The sequence below is a fragment of the Salipiger sp. genome (assembly GCF_059781815.1).
This window is the reverse complement of record NZ_JBYNAH010000095.1, coordinates 1-14,325: the sequence shown is the minus strand read 5'-3', so window position 1 is coordinate 14,325 and position 14,325 is coordinate 1. Positions and strand designations below refer to the sequence as shown.

14 protein-coding genes are annotated in these 14,325 nt (G+C 67.7%); 4 read left to right on the top strand and 10 right to left on the bottom strand.

Annotation, left to right across the window (positions count from 1 at the left end):
* Window positions 1-77: 77 nt before the first annotated feature.
* Window positions 78-1,595 (bottom strand): exodeoxyribonuclease VII large subunit, encoded by a 1,518-nt coding sequence (gene xseA, locus AC6RA4_RS12685; protein WP_500160815.1) that lies wholly within the window; start codon window positions 1,593-1,595, stop codon window positions 78-80.
* Window positions 1,596-1,758: 163 nt separating this feature from the next.
* Here xseA and purD point away from each other — a divergent pair, with 163 nt between their 5' ends.
* Together purD and AC6RA4_RS12675 are read left to right on the top strand one after the other, a co-directional pair.
* Window positions 1,759-3,021, top strand: a complete 1,263-nt coding sequence (purD, locus tag AC6RA4_RS12680) for a phosphoribosylamine--glycine ligase (RefSeq protein ID WP_500160813.1) — start codon at window positions 1,759-1,761, stop codon at window positions 3,019-3,021.
* Window positions 3,022-3,358: 337 nt separating this feature from the next.
* The gene (locus AC6RA4_RS12675) at window positions 3,359-4,012 is read left to right on the top strand and encodes a hypothetical protein (RefSeq protein ID WP_500160811.1); all 654 of its coding nucleotides are present in this window, start codon (window positions 3,359-3,361) and stop codon (window positions 4,010-4,012) included.
* Window positions 4,013-4,082: 70 nt separating this feature from the next.
* On the opposite strand, the gene dps is transcribed toward AC6RA4_RS12675, so the two are convergent.
* The 3 genes from dps to mgtE form a co-directional block, all read right to left on the bottom strand.
* Window positions 4,083-4,568: a DNA starvation/stationary phase protection protein Dps gene (dps, locus tag AC6RA4_RS12670; protein WP_500160809.1), complete on the bottom strand. Its 486-nt coding sequence runs from the start codon at window positions 4,566-4,568 to the stop codon at window positions 4,083-4,085.
* Between the two features lie 110 nt (window positions 4,569-4,678).
* Window positions 4,679-5,245 carry a 5-formyltetrahydrofolate cyclo-ligase gene (locus AC6RA4_RS12665; protein ID WP_500160807.1) on the bottom strand — a complete coding sequence of 189 codons (567 nt, stop codon included), beginning with the start codon at window positions 5,243-5,245 and terminating at the stop codon, window positions 4,679-4,681.
* On the bottom strand, window positions 5,242-6,642 hold the full coding sequence (gene mgtE, locus AC6RA4_RS12660) for a magnesium transporter (protein WP_500160805.1): 1,401 nt from the start codon (window positions 6,640-6,642) through the stop codon (window positions 5,242-5,244). Before mgtE ends, AC6RA4_RS12665 begins: the two co-directional genes overlap by 4 nt.
* Window positions 6,643-6,761: 119 nt before the next feature.
* On the opposite strand from mgtE, the gene guaD reads away from it, so the two are divergent.
* Window positions 6,762-8,045 carry a guanine deaminase gene (gene guaD / locus AC6RA4_RS12655; protein WP_500160803.1) on the top strand — a complete coding sequence of 428 codons (1,284 nt, stop codon included), beginning with the start codon at window positions 6,762-6,764 and terminating at the stop codon, window positions 8,043-8,045.
* A gap of 7 nt (window positions 8,046-8,052) precedes the next feature.
* On the opposite strand, the gene AC6RA4_RS12650 is transcribed toward guaD, so the two are convergent.
* From AC6RA4_RS12650 to AC6RA4_RS12630, 5 genes are all read right to left on the bottom strand, one after another.
* The gene (locus AC6RA4_RS12650) at window positions 8,053-8,619 is read right to left on the bottom strand and encodes a CAP domain-containing protein (RefSeq protein WP_500160801.1); all 567 of its coding nucleotides are present in this window, start codon (window positions 8,617-8,619) and stop codon (window positions 8,053-8,055) included.
* A gap of 95 nt (window positions 8,620-8,714) precedes the next feature.
* Entirely contained in the window at window positions 8,715-9,191 is a 477-nt protein-coding gene (locus tag AC6RA4_RS12645) for a CAP domain-containing protein (RefSeq protein ID WP_500160824.1), read from the bottom strand.
* Window positions 9,192-9,259: 68 nt separating this feature from the next.
* Complete coding sequence (locus AC6RA4_RS12640) at window positions 9,260-10,600, bottom strand: 8-oxoguanine deaminase (RefSeq protein WP_500160799.1); 1,341 nt, start codon at window positions 10,598-10,600, stop codon at window positions 9,260-9,262.
* 110 nt (window positions 10,601-10,710) lie between these two features.
* Complete coding sequence (hisN, locus tag AC6RA4_RS12635) at window positions 10,711-11,511, bottom strand: histidinol-phosphatase (protein WP_500160797.1); 801 nt, start codon at window positions 11,509-11,511, stop codon at window positions 10,711-10,713.
* 55 nt (window positions 11,512-11,566) lie between these two features.
* Window positions 11,567-11,944: a helix-turn-helix domain-containing protein gene (locus AC6RA4_RS12630; protein ID WP_500160795.1), complete on the bottom strand. Its 378-nt coding sequence runs from the start codon at window positions 11,942-11,944 to the stop codon at window positions 11,567-11,569.
* A gap of 298 nt (window positions 11,945-12,242) precedes the next feature.
* On the opposite strand from AC6RA4_RS12630, the gene AC6RA4_RS12625 reads away from it, so the two are divergent.
* Window positions 12,243-13,208, top strand: coding sequence for an NADPH:quinone oxidoreductase family protein (locus AC6RA4_RS12625; RefSeq protein WP_500160793.1), 966 nt, complete (start codon window positions 12,243-12,245; stop codon window positions 13,206-13,208).
* Between the two features lie 128 nt (window positions 13,209-13,336).
* Here AC6RA4_RS12625 and AC6RA4_RS12620 read toward each other — a convergent pair whose 3' ends face one another.
* Window positions 13,337-14,209 (bottom strand): LysR family transcriptional regulator, encoded by an 873-nt coding sequence (locus tag AC6RA4_RS12620; RefSeq protein WP_500160791.1) that lies wholly within the window; start codon window positions 14,207-14,209, stop codon window positions 13,337-13,339.
* Between the last annotated feature and the right edge of the window lie 116 nt (window positions 14,210-14,325).

The window sequence follows — 14,325 nt, the reverse complement described above, 5'->3', positions numbered from 1 at the left end:
TCCGCGCAGGCGCGGACTCCCCCGAGGTATTTTTGAACCAGAGAAGATCGGGGCCTTGTGCGGCCGGGGCGCTGCGGTCAGAAGAGGCTGCCCTGATCGGGGGTGTCTGCGGCAGGTTTGCGTTTCGGACGTGGGGCCGCGGGCTTTGCCGGCAAGGGCGAGGCCATGGCCGAGCCGGGGGCGCCAAGCGGTATGCGGCCATCGGCGAATTCGATCTCCAGCGCAGGCGCCGCCTCGGCGGCGGCTTTGCGGGTCAGGATCTCGCCCTCGCCGCTGCGCACCACCGCGTAGCCGCGCGCCAGCGTGCCCTTGTAGCTCAGGGTCTCGAGCAGGCGCGAGAGCCCGTCGAGCGTGCCGCGCGGGGTCTCGAGCCGGCGGTGGCCGGCCTCGTCGAGGCGGCGGGTCAGCGTCGCGAGGCGCTCGCGCCCCTGTTTGATCTCGCGTTCGATCGGGCGCAGAGACAGGCGGTCGGTGCGGCGGCCAAGGGATTCGCGGCCATGGGCGATGACCCGCGACAGCAGCGAGGGGCGCAGGGCGCCGGCGGCGTCGGAGAGTGCGACGCGGCGCTGTTCGGTGCCGCGAATGAGGCCGCGCGGCAGGCGCTCGCCCAGCAGGTCGAGACGCTGGCGCGGCTGGTCGAGCAGGGTTTCCGCCCGCGGCAGGGCACGCGACAGGTCGCGCAGGCGTTGCGAGCGCAGCTCGATGCGCTGGCCCATGGCGCGGGTCATGCGGGCGCCGGCCTCGCCGGTCCAGCCGAGCAGCTCCATGCGGACCGGCACGGCAATCTCGGCGGCGGCGGTGGGAGTGGGCGCGCGCTGGTCGGAGACGTAGTCGATCAGCGTCGTGTCGGTCTCGTGGCCCACGGCGGAGATCAGCGGGATCTTGGACGCCGCCGCGGCGCGGGCGACGATTTCCTCATTGAAGCCCCAGAGATCCTCGACCGAGCCGCCGCCGCGGGCGACGATCAGCAGGTCGGGGCGCGGCAGTGCGCCGCCCGGGGTCAGCGCGTTGAAGCCTTCGATGGCGCGGGCAACCTCGGGGGCGCAGGCCTTGCCCTGCACCGCCACCGGCCAGATCAGCACCTTGCGCGGGAAACGGTCGCGCAGGCGGTGCAGGATGTCGCGGATCACCGCGCCCGAGGGCGAGGTCACCACGCCGATGATCTCGGGCAGGTAGGGCAGCTTCTGCTTGCGGCTCGGGTCAAAAAGACCCTCGGCGGCGAGCTGCGCCTTGCGCTTCTCGAGCATCGCCATCAGCGCGCCGAGCCCCGCCGGGCGGATATCCTCGATGACGATCTGATACTTGGACTGGCCCGGGAAGGTGGTCAGGCGCCCGGTGGCGACCACCTCCATGCCCTCCTCGGGCTGGGTCTCGAGCCGCGACGACACGCCCTTCCAGACCACGCCGGAGATCACCGAGCGGTCATCCTTGAGATCGAGATAGATGTGGCCCGAGCGCGGCCGCGACACCCGTCCGACCTCGCCTTTCACGCGGACATGGGCGAACTCGCCCTCGATCACGCGCTTGACCGCCCCCGACAGCTCGGAAACGGAGAATTCGGGGGTGTTGCCGGTGTCGTCGTCGAGAAGATCCATGGCGCGCAGAGTAGCGGCGCGGCGCGGGGAAGAAAATGCCCTGCGCGCGCGATTTCGCCCCCGTGACAGGCGGTTTGGCGGCGCGCGCGGCGCTGCCGTGACTTGCGCGCTCGCAGCCGCCTCGCTAGGACGGCGCGAGAACCAAGCGGAAGGGGTTTTGGACATGAACATTCTCATTCTCGGTGGCGGCGGACGCGAGCACGCGCTGGCCTGGGCGGTGATGCAGAACCCCAAATGCGACAAGCTGATCGTGGCGCCGGGCAATGCCGGCATCGCGCAGATCGCCGAATGCGCCTCACTCGACATCGAGGATGGCGGCGCGGTGGTCGAGTTCTCGGGCGAGAACGCCATCGATCTCGTCATCATCGGCCCCGAGGCGCCGCTCGCCGCGGGCGTCGCCGATGCGCTGCGCGACGCCGGCTTCCCGGTCTTCGGGCCGTCGAAGGCGGCCGCCGAGCTCGAGGCCTCGAAGAGCTTCACCAAGGAGATCTGCGACGCCGCAAGCGCGCCGACCGCCGCCTACGGGCACTTTACCGAGGCGGAGCCCGCCAAGGCCTATGTCCGCGACCAGGGCGCGCCGATCGTGGTCAAGGCCGACGGGCTTGCCGCCGGCAAGGGCGTGATCATCGCCGAGACCGTGGCGCAGGCCGAGGCCGCCATCGACGACATGTTCGGCGGCGCCTTCGGGGGCGCCGGCGCCGAAGTGGTGATCGAGGAATTCATGACCGGCGAGGAGGCCAGCTTCTTCCTGCTGGTGGATGGCGAGGACGTGCTGCCGATCGGCACCGCGCAGGACCACAAGCGCGTGGGCGAAGGCGATACCGGGCCCAATACCGGCGGCATGGGCGCCTATTCCCCGGCCCCGGTGCTGTCGGACGCGGTGGCGGAGAAGGCGCTCAAGGAGATCATCCGTCCCACCATGCGCGAGATGGCGCGGCGCGGCACGCCCTATTCCGGCGTGCTCTATGCCGGGCTGATGATCGAGAACGGCCAGCCGCGGCTTGTGGAATACAACGTCCGCTTCGGCGACCCGGAATGCCAGGTGCTGATGATGCGGCTGGGCGCGCAGGCGCTCGACCTGATCCAGGCCTGCGCCGAGGGGCGGCTGGCGGAGGCGCAGGTCACCTGGGGCGACGATCACGCCATGACCGTGGTGCTGGCGGCGGAGGGCTATCCCGGGTCTTACGAGAAGGGCACGGTGATCGGCGGGCTGGACGGGCTGGCCGAGGACAGCTTCCACCAGATGTTCCACGCCGGGACCTCGGAAAAGGACGGCAAGGTCGTGGCGAGCGGCGGGCGGGTGCTGAACGCCACCGCGCGCGGCGCGACGCTGGCCGAGGCGGCGGAGCGGGCCTATGCGCTGGTCGACGGGATCGACTGGCCGGAAGGGTTCTGCCGGCGCGATATCGGCTGGCGGGCGCTCTGAGGCGGCTCTCGCGTCTTTGAACCTCAGGGGGGATGGGGGCGCTGCCCCCGTCGCAGCAGAGCTGCGACTCCCCCGAGGTATTTTTGAACCAGAGAAGAGAGGGGGCTTCGGGAAGGGGCCCGCTTTTGCGCGCGGCAGCGAGGCGCGCAGGAAAGGCCTGCACTCTGCCCATGGGTGTGGGCCTGATTGGGGGCGCGGCCCCCGGGATATTTTTTGGCCAGAAGACGATATGGTCGGTCTGGCAGCTGCAGTGCAGTCGCGGAATGGTCGCGGCGGTTTCTCAGGGTTGCCGCGATTGCGCGGCAGGCTGTTCCGGCCGAGACCGGGAGAGGCCCCTTTGCGCAACGGATACATGATGATCGTGATGGCGGTGGGCATCGTGCTTTCCCTGCCGATGCTGGCCGACAGCCGGGCCGGACCGTCGCTCTGGCATCGCGCTGCCAGCGCCGAACGGGTCGAGGGGATGAGCGTCAAACTGGCGCCACAGGAGCCGCGGCAGGTCGTGATGCGGCCGGCGCGGACACTGGAGATCAACGGGCACGAGCTGCGCGCCTTCGCCCGCTTCAGCATCGAGGCGCTGGTGCTTGGCCGGCACGATTACCGCTTTGATCGCACCGCCGGGTTCAGCCCCACCGACCTGGCGCTCGGCTGGGGCGGGATGTCGAACCCGGAAGAGGTCGCGACGATGGAGATCAGCCAGCGCGGTCGCTTCATGTACTGGCAGCCCGGGCCACAAACCCGGCTGGATCCCGACGAGATCAAGCGCAGCAGCGCCAATATCCATCTGGTCTTTCCCGACGCAGCACGGCGGCGGGTGCTGAAGCAGATCGGCAAGGGCGACGTGGTGGCGATCGAGGGCTATCTCGTCGACGTCACCGGGCCGAACGGCGCCCGCTGGCACAGCTCGCGGGTGCGCGACGATGGCGGTGCCGGGGCCTGCGAGATCCTGCTGGTGGAGCGGATCCGAAGGGTCGACGCACCAGCGGGCTGAGACGCAGGAAAAAGGCGCCCCGCGACGGGAGCGCCCTGTACTGGTCACGCGTTGCTTGCAGGACCGCCGGTCAGGCGGCCTTGGCGCTGTTCGAACCGATGAACCACGCGTCCTTCTCGGCGGTGCGGCTCACCTCGGTCAGCAGGTCGGCGGTGTCCTCGTCGCCGGCCTCGTCGGCGGCTTCCATTGCCTGGCGCAGCTTGGTGGTGTAGTCGTTGAACCGGCTCACCAGCGCCTGAACATGATCCTCGACGGTCACCAGCTCGGTGGGATAGGGCTCGAGCGAGCTCTTCTCGGCCACGGTCTGGGTGGTGCCCTGGGCCAGGCCGCCCATCATCGCGACGCGCTCGGCCATCATGTCGGAGCCCTCGCGCAGGTGGTCGGTCACGTCGTCGAGCAGCTCGTGCACGCCGATGAAGCCGACCCCCTTGAGGTTCCAGTGCGCCTGCTTGACCGCGTGCGACAGGTCGATGGTGTCGACCAGACGGTCATTGAGGATTCCGATCATTTCGGTGCGGGCGTTTTCGCTCAGGAAAGGAACAAAGTTCTGCGGCATATCTCTCACTCCTAGTCGTCAACATGGGCTGGCGCCCCGGTCTGTGGAGGGCGCCCCCGGGCGGACCCGGGCTTCGGCATGTCAACGTCGCGAGCGCCGCGCCGGTTCCGTCAGATCGGAGAGATCACCTCGGTTTCGGTGACGATCAGGTCGAGCGGCTGGTCGTTGGGATCGAGCGGCAGGGTCTCGGCCTCCTGCGCGGCATAGGCAAAGCCGACAGCCAGAGCGGCGCCCTGCCCGCGCAGGGCCGCTAGCGTGCGATCGTAGAAGCCGCCGCCATAACCCAGCCGCGCGCCGGCGCGGGTGAAGGCCACCAGCGGCACGATGAGGATCTCGGGGGTGACGAACTCGGGCGCCTCGGGGATCAGCGCGCCGAAGGGGCCCGGGACGAGCGGCATCTCGGGCTCCCAGAGGGCGAAGCGCAGCGGCTGCCTCTGCCCCTCGATCACCGGCACCGAGACCGGGCCATAGGCCGAGGCCTCGGCCATCGCGGCACGCGGATCGATCTCGCTGCGGATCGGCAGGTAGCCCGCTAGCGGCACGCCGCGATGGCCCGCGAGCAGCTCCGACAGCCGCCCTGCCCCGTTGCCGGCATCGGTGGCATGGGCCGCCTTGCGCCGGGCGAGCGCGCCCTTGCGCGCCGCCGCCTTTGCCTCGGCCAGAGCAGCGTCGCTCACAACAGAACCGCCTTGGCGAGGCCGAGGAAGGCGAAGAAGCCCACCACGTCGGTCACCGTGGTCACGAAGGTGCCGGAGGCCAGCGCCGGGTCGACCTTGAGCCGGTCGAGCACCACCGGGATGACGATCCCCGCGAGCCCCGCCACCAGCATGTTGATCACCATCGCCGCGGCGATCACCATGCCCAGCACCGCCGAGCCGAACCAGAGATATTCCAGAACCCCCATCACCAGCGCGAAGGCCGCGCCGTTGACCAGCCCCACGGTGCCCTCGCGGCGGATGATGCGCCAGACGTTGGAGCCGGTGAGGTCCTTGGTGGCCAGCGCCCGCACCGCCACAGTCAGCGACTGGGTGCCTGCATTGCCGCCCATCGAGGCGACGATCGGCATAAGCACCGCCAGCGCCACAACCTGCGCGATCACGTCCTCGAACTGGGCGATCACGATGCTGGCGAGGATCGCTGTCATCAGGTTCACCGCCAGCCATGGCAGGCGCTGCTTGGTGGTCTCGAGCACCGTGTCCGAGAGCCGGCTCTCCTCGCCGACACCGGCGAGGCGCAGGATGTCTTCCTCGTGCTCCTCGTCGAGCACCGCCATGGCGTCGTCGATGGTGATGACCCCGACCAGCCGCTCGCTTTCGTCGACCACGGGGGCCGAGATCAGGTGATACTGGTTGAAGGCATAGGCGACCTCGCCTTCCGGCCGGGTCACCGGGAAGACGTGGAAGGTCTCGGAGATCAGCGAGCGCAGCAGCACCTCGCGGCGCGAGGCCATCAGCCGGCCCAGCCCGACATTGCCGATGGGGCGCAGCTTCGGGTCGACCAGCACGATGTGGTAGAACTGCTCGGGCAGGTCCTCGGTCGAGCGCAGGTAGTCGATCGCCTCGCCCACATTCCAGTGCTCGGGGGCCATCACCACCTCGCGCTGCATCAGGCGGCCGGCGGAGTATTCCGGATAGGTCAGCGATTGCTCGACGGCGACGCGGTCGCTGTCTTCGAGCACCTCGAGGATGGCCTCCTGCTGGGCCTCGTCGAGATCCTCGAGCAGGTCGACTACGTCATCGGATTCGAGCTCGCGCACCGCTTCGGCCAGCACCTCGGGGTGCAGGGTGCGGATCACCTCCTCGCGGATCGACTCGTCGAGTTCCGACAGGATCTCGCCGTCGAATTCCTTGCCATAGAGCTTGATCAGCCGCATCCGGTCGAAGGCGTTGATCTGCTCGAGCATGTCGGCGATGTCGGCCGGGTGCAGCGGCTCGAGCAGCTCGACCAGCTGGTCGCGGTCGTCGATATCGACGGCGTAGAGAATCGCCGTGACGTTCTTGGGCCTCAGCGCGTAGGCGTCATCGTCATCGCGCTCGTCCTGATCCTCGACGGCCTGTTCCGGTTCCTGGGTCATCGCTGCTCCGCTGCCTGCCGTTTCGCCGCAGATTAGGGGATCGCGACGGCAAGCAACAGGGCACATTGCGCTCGCCGCCCCATCGCTTCATGCTGCGGCGGGTTTGCATCGGAGACACCATGGCGACGCTACATCTTGGACAGGTCCTGAGCTTTGACGGCTCGCCCTTCGACGAGGGCCACGACGCCGCGTGGCACGAGCGCCATGGCGCGCTTGTGGTCGAGGGCGACCGGATTCTTGCCGTGGGCCCCTCTGATGCGATGCGCGCCGCCCATCCCGGGGCCGAGCTGGTCGATCATGGCGAGGGGCTGATCCTGCCGGGCTTTGTCGATGCCCACGCGCATTACCCGCAGACCGGCATGATCGCGAGCTGGGGCAAGCGGCTGATCGACTGGCTCAACCACTACACCTTCCCCGAGGAGATGCGCTTTGCCGACCCGGCCTATGCCCGCGCTGTGGCGGGGCGCTATCTCGACCTGCTGCTCGATCACGGCACCACCTCGGTCTGCACCTATTGCACCATCCACCCCGCCTCGGTGGACGCGATCTTCGAGGCGGCGGAGGCGCGCGGGATGCGGGTCTTTGCCGGCAAGACCTGCATGGACCGCGACACCGCCCCCGAAGGCCTGCGCGACACCGCGCAATCGGCCTATGACGACAGCAAGGCGCTGCTGAGCCGCTGGCACGGCAAGGGCCGCGCCTCCTATGTCATCACGCCGCGCTTTTCGCCGACCTCGACTGTGGCGCAGCTCGAGGCGCTGGGGGCGCTCTGGGCCGAGCATCCCGATTGCCTGATGCAGACCCACCTGAGCGAGCAGACCGACGAGATCGCCTGGGTGAAATCGCTCTACCCCTCGGCGCGCGATTATCTCGACACCTACGAGGCCTATGGGCTGCTGGGCGCCGGCGGGCTCTACGGCCACGCCATCTATCTCGAGCCGCGCGAGCGCGAGCGGCTGCGCGAGGTTGGGGCCTCGCTGATCCACTGCCCGACCTCGAACACCTTTATCGGCTCCGGTCTCTTCGACATGGACGGGCTGACGAAGGAGGGCCAGATCATCGGCCTCGCCACCGATACCGGCGGCGGCTCGTCGTTTTCCATGCTGCGCACCATGGCTGCGGCCTACGAGATTGGCCAGCTGCGGCACCGCCCGCTGCACGCCTCGGAGCTTCTGTGGCTGGCGACGCAGGGCTCGGCCCGGGCGCTGCATGTGGAAGACCGCATCGGCAATCTCGCCCCCGGCATGGAGGCGGATTTCATCGTGCTCGATCTCGCCTCGACGCCGGCCATCGCGCAGCGCGTTTCGCAGGCCAGCGACATCTGGGAGGCGCTTTTCCCGACGATCATGATGGGCGACGACCGCGCCGTCGCCTCGACCTGGGTGGCGGGCCGCAAGCGCTGAGCGGCGCTTACTTCGGCTGGCCGGTGATCAGCACCCAGTACTCGCCCGAGCGCCCGATGCCGTAATCGCTGACATCGGTTCTGATCATGGTCTCGAGATGCGAGGGCGAGCCTGTCCAGCTCTTCAGCACGAAATCGAAGCCGCAGGGGGTCCAGCCGACATTTTCGTGGACGTGCTGCAGCGGATAGCCCGCCGCCTTGACGCGGGTGGTCACCGAGCTGCCGTTGGAGCCCAGATGGGTCACGGTCTGCTGGCGGGCCGCGTCGCGCGCATGAGCGGCGGCGGCCGAGGCCAGCGCCGGCGAGCGGCGCAGCGCCGGAAGCCCCTTGCCCGCGCGGTAAGCGGCAAAGCTCTGGTCCGCGGTCATCCCGCTGCCCGCCGGGCAGCCGGTGCTGCCATAGACCGACTGGATCGGGGCGTTCTCCCCCGCGCGGACGCCCGGCGTTGTCGCGGTGCTCGGGGCAGCCGTGGTCTTGGTCGTGGAGGCGGTGCCTGCCGGCGCATCGTCACGCACGTCGATCTCGACGCAGGCGGCAAGCGGGACAAGCAGCAAGAGGGTCGCGAGCGCTTTCATCGGGTCTCCTGTCATCTGGCGCGGCAGAGCTATCACATCGGCCGCCACGCGCCAGCCCGCCACGCCGACTGGGCGCCAAATCGCCTGTTGCGGCGTCAGCGCGGTGCGCCCAGCACCATGGCGTAGTAATTGCCCGAGCTCGCGAGCCCGTATTCGGTGACGTTGGACTTGAGCATGTTGCTGCGGTGGCCCGGCGAGTTGATCCAGAGCAGCATTGCATTGTCCATGCCGTTGCGGGTCTCGGCGATGTTTTCTGCAGCGGTTCTATAGCGATAGCCGACGCGCTTCACCCGGTCGACAAGGCTGCTGCCATCGGATCCGGTGTGGCTCATGGTGTTCATCCGGTTCATGTCGCGGGCGTGCGCCTCGGCGACGGCCTGAAGCTGCGGCGACCGCGACAGCGTGCCGAGCCCGTGCGATGCGCGGAAGGCGTTGAGCGACGGAACCGTGGTCGCCGCTGCCGGTTGCACAACGGCGAGCGCCGCGGGTGTGCGCAGATCGCTCCGGCTGCCGATTTCAGGGGTCTGCGACGCGCATCCCGCCGCGAGCAGCAGAGCCGCTGCCGAAATCATCTGTTTCAAGGTCTGTTCTCCCTTGTGCCGTCTGCAAGATCCCTGCCGGATCCGTCCTGAGGTTTCGTTTATGATAGCCCGGCGAGCCGCGTCGCCAACGCGTCCTGATGCGCCAGCGTCGCGCCGAGGTCGATGGTGGTGAGCAGCCCGTCGCGCACCACCTGCCGCCCCTCGACAAAGAGGTGCCGCACCCGCTGTGGCCCGGCAAGCAGCAGCGCCGCCTTGTCCCAGCTTCCGGCGCTGTCGATGCCGGTGACATCCCACAGCGCCAGATCGGCGCGCTTGCCCGGCGCGATCTGGCCGCAGTCGTGGCGGCCCAGCACCTCGGCCCCGCCCCGGGTGGCAAGCCGCAGCGCCTCGCGCGCACTCATCGCGTCGGCGCCGCGCGACACCCGCTGCAAGAGCATCGCCTGCCGCGCCTCGGCCACGAGGTTGGAGCTGTCGTTGCTGGCCGACCCGTCGACGCCCAGCCCCACCGGCACACCTGCGTCGACCATCTCGCGGATCGGCGCAATGCCCGAGCCGAGGCGGCAGTTCGAGCACGGGCAATGCGCCACCCCGGTGCGGGATTGCGCAAAGAGATCAATCTCCTGCCCATCGAGCTTCACGCAGTGCGCATGCCAGACATCGGGCCCGGTCCAGCCCAGTTCCTCGGCGTATTGGCCGGGGCGGCAGCCGAACTGCGCCTCGGAATAGGCGATATCCTCGTCGTTCTCGGCAAGGTGGGTGTGCATCATCACGCCCTTGTCGCGCGCCAGCAGCGCCGCGTCGCGCATCAGCTCGCGGCTCACCGAGAAGGGCGAGCACGGCGCCACGCCGACGCGCACCATCGCGCCTTCGCGCGGATCGTGGAAGCTGTCGATGACGCGGATGCAATCCTCGAGAATGGCCTCCTCGCGCTCGACCAGCGCATCGGGGGGCAGTCCGCCGTCGCTCTCGCCAATGCTCATGGCGCCGCGGGTGGCGTGGAAGCGCAGGCCGATCTCGCTGGCGGCGTCGATGGTGTCGTCGAGACGCGCGCCGTTGGGATAGAGATAGAGGTGGTCCGAGGTCAGCGTGCAGCCCGAGAGTGCCAGCTCGGCGAGCCCGGTCAGGGCCGAGATGCGCATCTCTTCCGGGCCGAAGCGCGACCAGATCGGGTAGAGTGTCTTGAGCCAGCCAAAGAGCAGCGCGTCCTGCCCGCCGGGCACCGCGCGGGTCAGGGTCTGGTAGAGGTGGTGGTGGGTGTTCACCAATCCCGGCGTCACCACGCAGTTCGCGGCCTCGACCACTTCGCCCGAGGTCGCGAGCCCCTCCCCGATCTGCGCGATCACGCCGTCGCGGATCAGCACGTCCGCGCCGGCAAATTCGCTGCCGGCGTCATCCATGGTGAGCACGCTATGAGCGTTTCGGATCAGGATCTCGGTCATTCTGCGGCGCTCCGTCGGGTCTGACCGGAGACTGGCCGCTTCCGCCCGGGAATGGAAGTTACGACCTCACATCAGTGCCGAATCCTGCCGTTTGTGTGGCTGTTTCCCGCTCAGCCCTTGAGCAAAGCCAGTGCCTCGGCATGGAGTTCGGCATTGGCGGCGGCGAGCACACGGCCGCCCTCATGCGCCGGGCCGCCCTCCCAGTTGGTGACGATACCGCCCGCCGCCTCGATCACCGCGATCGGCGCCTGCACGTCGTAAGGGTAGAGCCCGGCCTCGATCACCAGATCGATCTGCCCAGCGGCGAGCAGCGCGTAGGCATAGCAATCCATGCCGTAGCGGGTCAGCCGGGCGCGGTCCTTGACGCGGGTAAAGGCGGTGCAGTCGGCCTCGGTGCCGATTTCGGGGAAGGTGGTGAAGAGGATCGCCTCGTCGAGCCCGCGCGGACGCCGGGTCGACAGTGCGAAATCGCCCAAGGGGCCGCTCCAGGCGGCGCGGCCAAGCCCGCCGCAGAAGCGTTCGCCGGTATAGGGCTGGTCGATGATGCCGAGCTTCGGCCCGGTCTCGTCCGAAAGCGCGATCAGCACCCCCCATGTGGGCGTGCCGCTGAGGAAGCCGCGGGTGCCGTCGATGGGATCGAGCACCCAGGTCAGCCCGCTGCTGCCAGTGGTGGTGCCAAGCTCTTCGCCGAGGATGCCATCCTCGGGCCGGCGCGCCGCCAGCAGGCCGCGCATCGCCTCTTCGGCAGCGCGGTCGGCGACGGTCACCGGGTCGAACCCCTCGGCCTGCTTGTTCTCTGCATCGAGGCCATGGGCCCGGAAATGCGGCAGGATCGCCGCACGCGCGGCATCCGCCAGCGCGTGCGCCGTGTCCCAGAGTTCGTTGGCCAGATTTTCAGAAATATCGGCCATCGCCGCCACCTCGCTGATTTTCTTGAAAATCAGCTAGCGCAGCGGCGACGCAGGCTCAAGCCACGTCGGACAGGACGCGAGCCAGTTCGAACAAGCGACGGCGCTGGTTCTCGGGGATTGCATAGTAGGAGCGCACCAGGTCGAGCGCTTCCTTGTCGCCGAGGATGTCGGCCGGCATCGCGGCGGCAGCGGCCTCTTCCGGGACCTCCTGCTCGGAGTCGATGCCCTCGAAGAAGAAACTCACCGGCACCTCAAGCGCATCGGCAATATCCCAGAGGCGGGAGGCGCTGACGCGGTTGGCGCCGGTCTCGTACTTCTGGATCTGCTGGAACTTGATCCCGACCTGTTCGGCAAGTTGCTGTTGCGTCATCCCCACCAGCCAGCGGCGGTGACGGATGCGTTTGCCCACATGGACGTCCACGGGATGCGTCATTGGCGTTTCCTTCTACCACACCCCGTAACAGGGGCGACTAATTCTTCCTGCGCCGGGGGCGCAATTGGCTCTGAATGCACGCACACGCATCCAGCGATCTTCTAACAGCCTGCGGGAGAGTACATCGCCGCAGGCCTCCGGATCAAGCGCGATGCGCCCGATACGGTAAATACAGTCTACTATGCGCATCTACAGGTTGTGGATGCACGTACCACTTAAGCACATATGGGGGTGGATCGAGATTTGACAAATTAACAAAAGCACCGTCACTTTCACGATCACGTTCCACGAGGCCCGTATGCTATCTTTTGTTCTCAGCTCACATGAAAAGCAACCTACCCTAACGGATATAGGCATTCCTGAATGCGCGTCAGGGCAGATTAGACTGCGGATCGGGGCCTGCGGGCTCAATTTCGCGGATCTGCTGATGATTGAAGGGAAGTACCAGGATACCCCTCCGGTGCCCTTCACCATGGGCATGGAAGTGGCCGGCACGATCGACGCGATCGGTGACGGTGTGAGCGGGTTCGCGTCGGGCGACCGGGTGGCGGTTTTCGGTGGTCAGGGCGGGCTGGCCGAGTATGGCGTGTTCGATGCCGCGCGCGCCGTGAAGATCCCCGACAGCATGAGCTTCGAAGATGCCGCCGCCTTCCAGATTGCCTATGGAACCAGTCACTTGGCGCTTGATCATCGCGCGGGCCTGCAGCCCGGAGAGACCCTCCTCGTGCTTGGCGCGGCAGGCGGTGTCGGACTGACGGCGGTCGAGATCGGCAAGCTCATGGGCGCCACCGTCATCGCCTGCGCACGCGGCGCGGAGAAGCTCGAGGTGGCCCGACAGGCGGGGGCCGATCATCTCATCGACGCCCGCACCGAGGACATCCGCGAGGCGGTGCTCGCGCTTGGCGGGTCGGACGTGGTTTACGATGCCGTCGGCGGGGATCAGTTCACCGCCGCGTTCCGCTCGTGCAAGCCCGAAGCCCGAATTTTGAGCATTGGCTTTGCAAGCGGAGAGGTTCCCCAAATCAAGGCAAACCACCTATTGGTGAAGAATCTCACCGTCATGGGCCTGTACTGGGGCGGCTACCTGACGTTCAAGCCGGAGATTCTCACCGGATCGCTGGCACAGCTGTTCGCTTGGTACGACCAGAAGAAGATTCGCCCGCATGTGAGTCACGTGCTTCCGCTGGAAAAAGTGGCCGACGGGCTCAGCTTGCTGCGCGATCGCAAGTCGACCGGCAAGGTTGTGATCCGCATCGGTGCCTAGGCCCGCACAGATTTCAAAAAACTGAAACTGCGATCCGGGCGTGCGCCCCCGTTGTCGGGGCGCGCCCACACGCAGCGCGACATATCGCCCCGAACCACGACCGCACACATGGACTTTGGTGCCAGAGCCTATTCCGCAGCGATCTCGCGCCGCCCGCGCAGCGCAAAGAACTCCGACCGCAGGGCCTCGAGCAGCGGCTCGATGAGCTGCGGGCGGGCACTCGAGGCGTAAAGGCAGATCTTCTGGGTGCCCAGCTCGGGAAGCTCTCCCGGCGGGATCATCTCGAAATGCCCCGGCGCGTGGCCCTCGAGGATCGGCGTCACCGCAAGATCGGCCGAGACCGACACCTCGATGGTGCGGTCGCTTTCGGAATCCACCGCCAGCTCCCAGTCGAAGCCTTCGCGCTCCATCAGCGAGATCGCCACCGGGCGGAAGCCGCAGCGGCGCGAGAAGGCGATGCGCAGGGGGCGGGTCTTCCACGCCCCGCCCGCCGGCGCGCCGTACCAGCGCAGCGGCACCTCGAGCAGCGCCTCGGCGCCGTCGCCGGGTTCGACCTCGGTGGTCAGGATCACGTCGACCTCGCCACGGGCGAACTGCTCCTTGAGCGCCGCGGTATAGGAGCTGATGAGCTGCAGGCGCACGCGCGGGAAATCGCGCTGCATCTTCTTCATCACGCGCGGGATCACCGGGTAGACGATGTCGTGCGGCACGCCCAACACCAGCTCGCCCTCCCAGTCAGTCATGGTGAGCCGGGCATAGATCTCGTCGTTCAACTCGACCATGCGGCGGGCGTATTTCAGCAGCTGCTCGCCCGCCGGCGTGAGACTGACACCGCGCCCCGAGCGGTCGAGCAACGCAAGGCCCAGCGTCTCTTCCAGGCGCTTGAGCTGCATCGAGACCGCCGATTGCGTGAGATTCAAGAATCCCGCGGCGCGGGTGACGCCGCCGGCCTCGGCGACGGCAACGAAGGAACGAAGCGTGGTGATGTCGAGATTGCGCATAAATCGGATTTCGTGATGAGAGGGATCAGAGATATTCGTTTTACAGATGGGTCGCCCATCAGCATACCAATCACATGAAGACATGAATACTTAATCTTTCATCACTTTTCGTGAAG

Coding starts and splice junctions, on each gene's coding strand:
- xseA (WP_500160815.1), bottom strand. CDS start 1,595: ATGGATCTTCTCGACGACGACACCGGCAACACCCCCGAATTCTCCGTT.
- purD (WP_500160813.1), top strand. CDS start 1,759: ATGAACATTCTCATTCTCGGTGGCGGCGGACGCGAGCACGCGCTGGCC.
- dps (WP_500160809.1), bottom strand. CDS start 4,568: ATGCCGCAGAACTTTGTTCCTTTCCTGAGCGAAAACGCCCGCACCGAA.
- mgtE (WP_500160805.1), bottom strand. CDS start 6,642: ATGACCCAGGAACCGGAACAGGCCGTCGAGGATCAGGACGAGCGCGAT.
- guaD (WP_500160803.1), top strand. CDS start 6,762: ATGGCGACGCTACATCTTGGACAGGTCCTGAGCTTTGACGGCTCGCCC.
- AC6RA4_RS12650 (WP_500160801.1), bottom strand. CDS start 8,619: ATGAAAGCGCTCGCGACCCTCTTGCTGCTTGTCCCGCTTGCCGCCTGC.
- AC6RA4_RS12645 (WP_500160824.1), bottom strand. CDS start 9,191: ATGATTTCGGCAGCGGCTCTGCTGCTCGCGGCGGGATGCGCGTCGCAG.
- AC6RA4_RS12640 (WP_500160799.1), bottom strand. CDS start 10,600: ATGACCGAGATCCTGATCCGAAACGCTCATAGCGTGCTCACCATGGAT.
- hisN (WP_500160797.1), bottom strand. CDS start 11,511: ATGGCCGATATTTCTGAAAATCTGGCCAACGAACTCTGGGACACGGCG.
- AC6RA4_RS12630 (WP_500160795.1), bottom strand. CDS start 11,944: ATGACGCATCCCGTGGACGTCCATGTGGGCAAACGCATCCGTCACCGC.
- AC6RA4_RS12625 (WP_500160793.1), top strand. CDS start 12,243: ATGCTATCTTTTGTTCTCAGCTCACATGAAAAGCAACCTACCCTAACG.
- AC6RA4_RS12620 (WP_500160791.1), bottom strand. CDS start 14,209: ATGCGCAATCTCGACATCACCACGCTTCGTTCCTTCGTTGCCGTCGCC.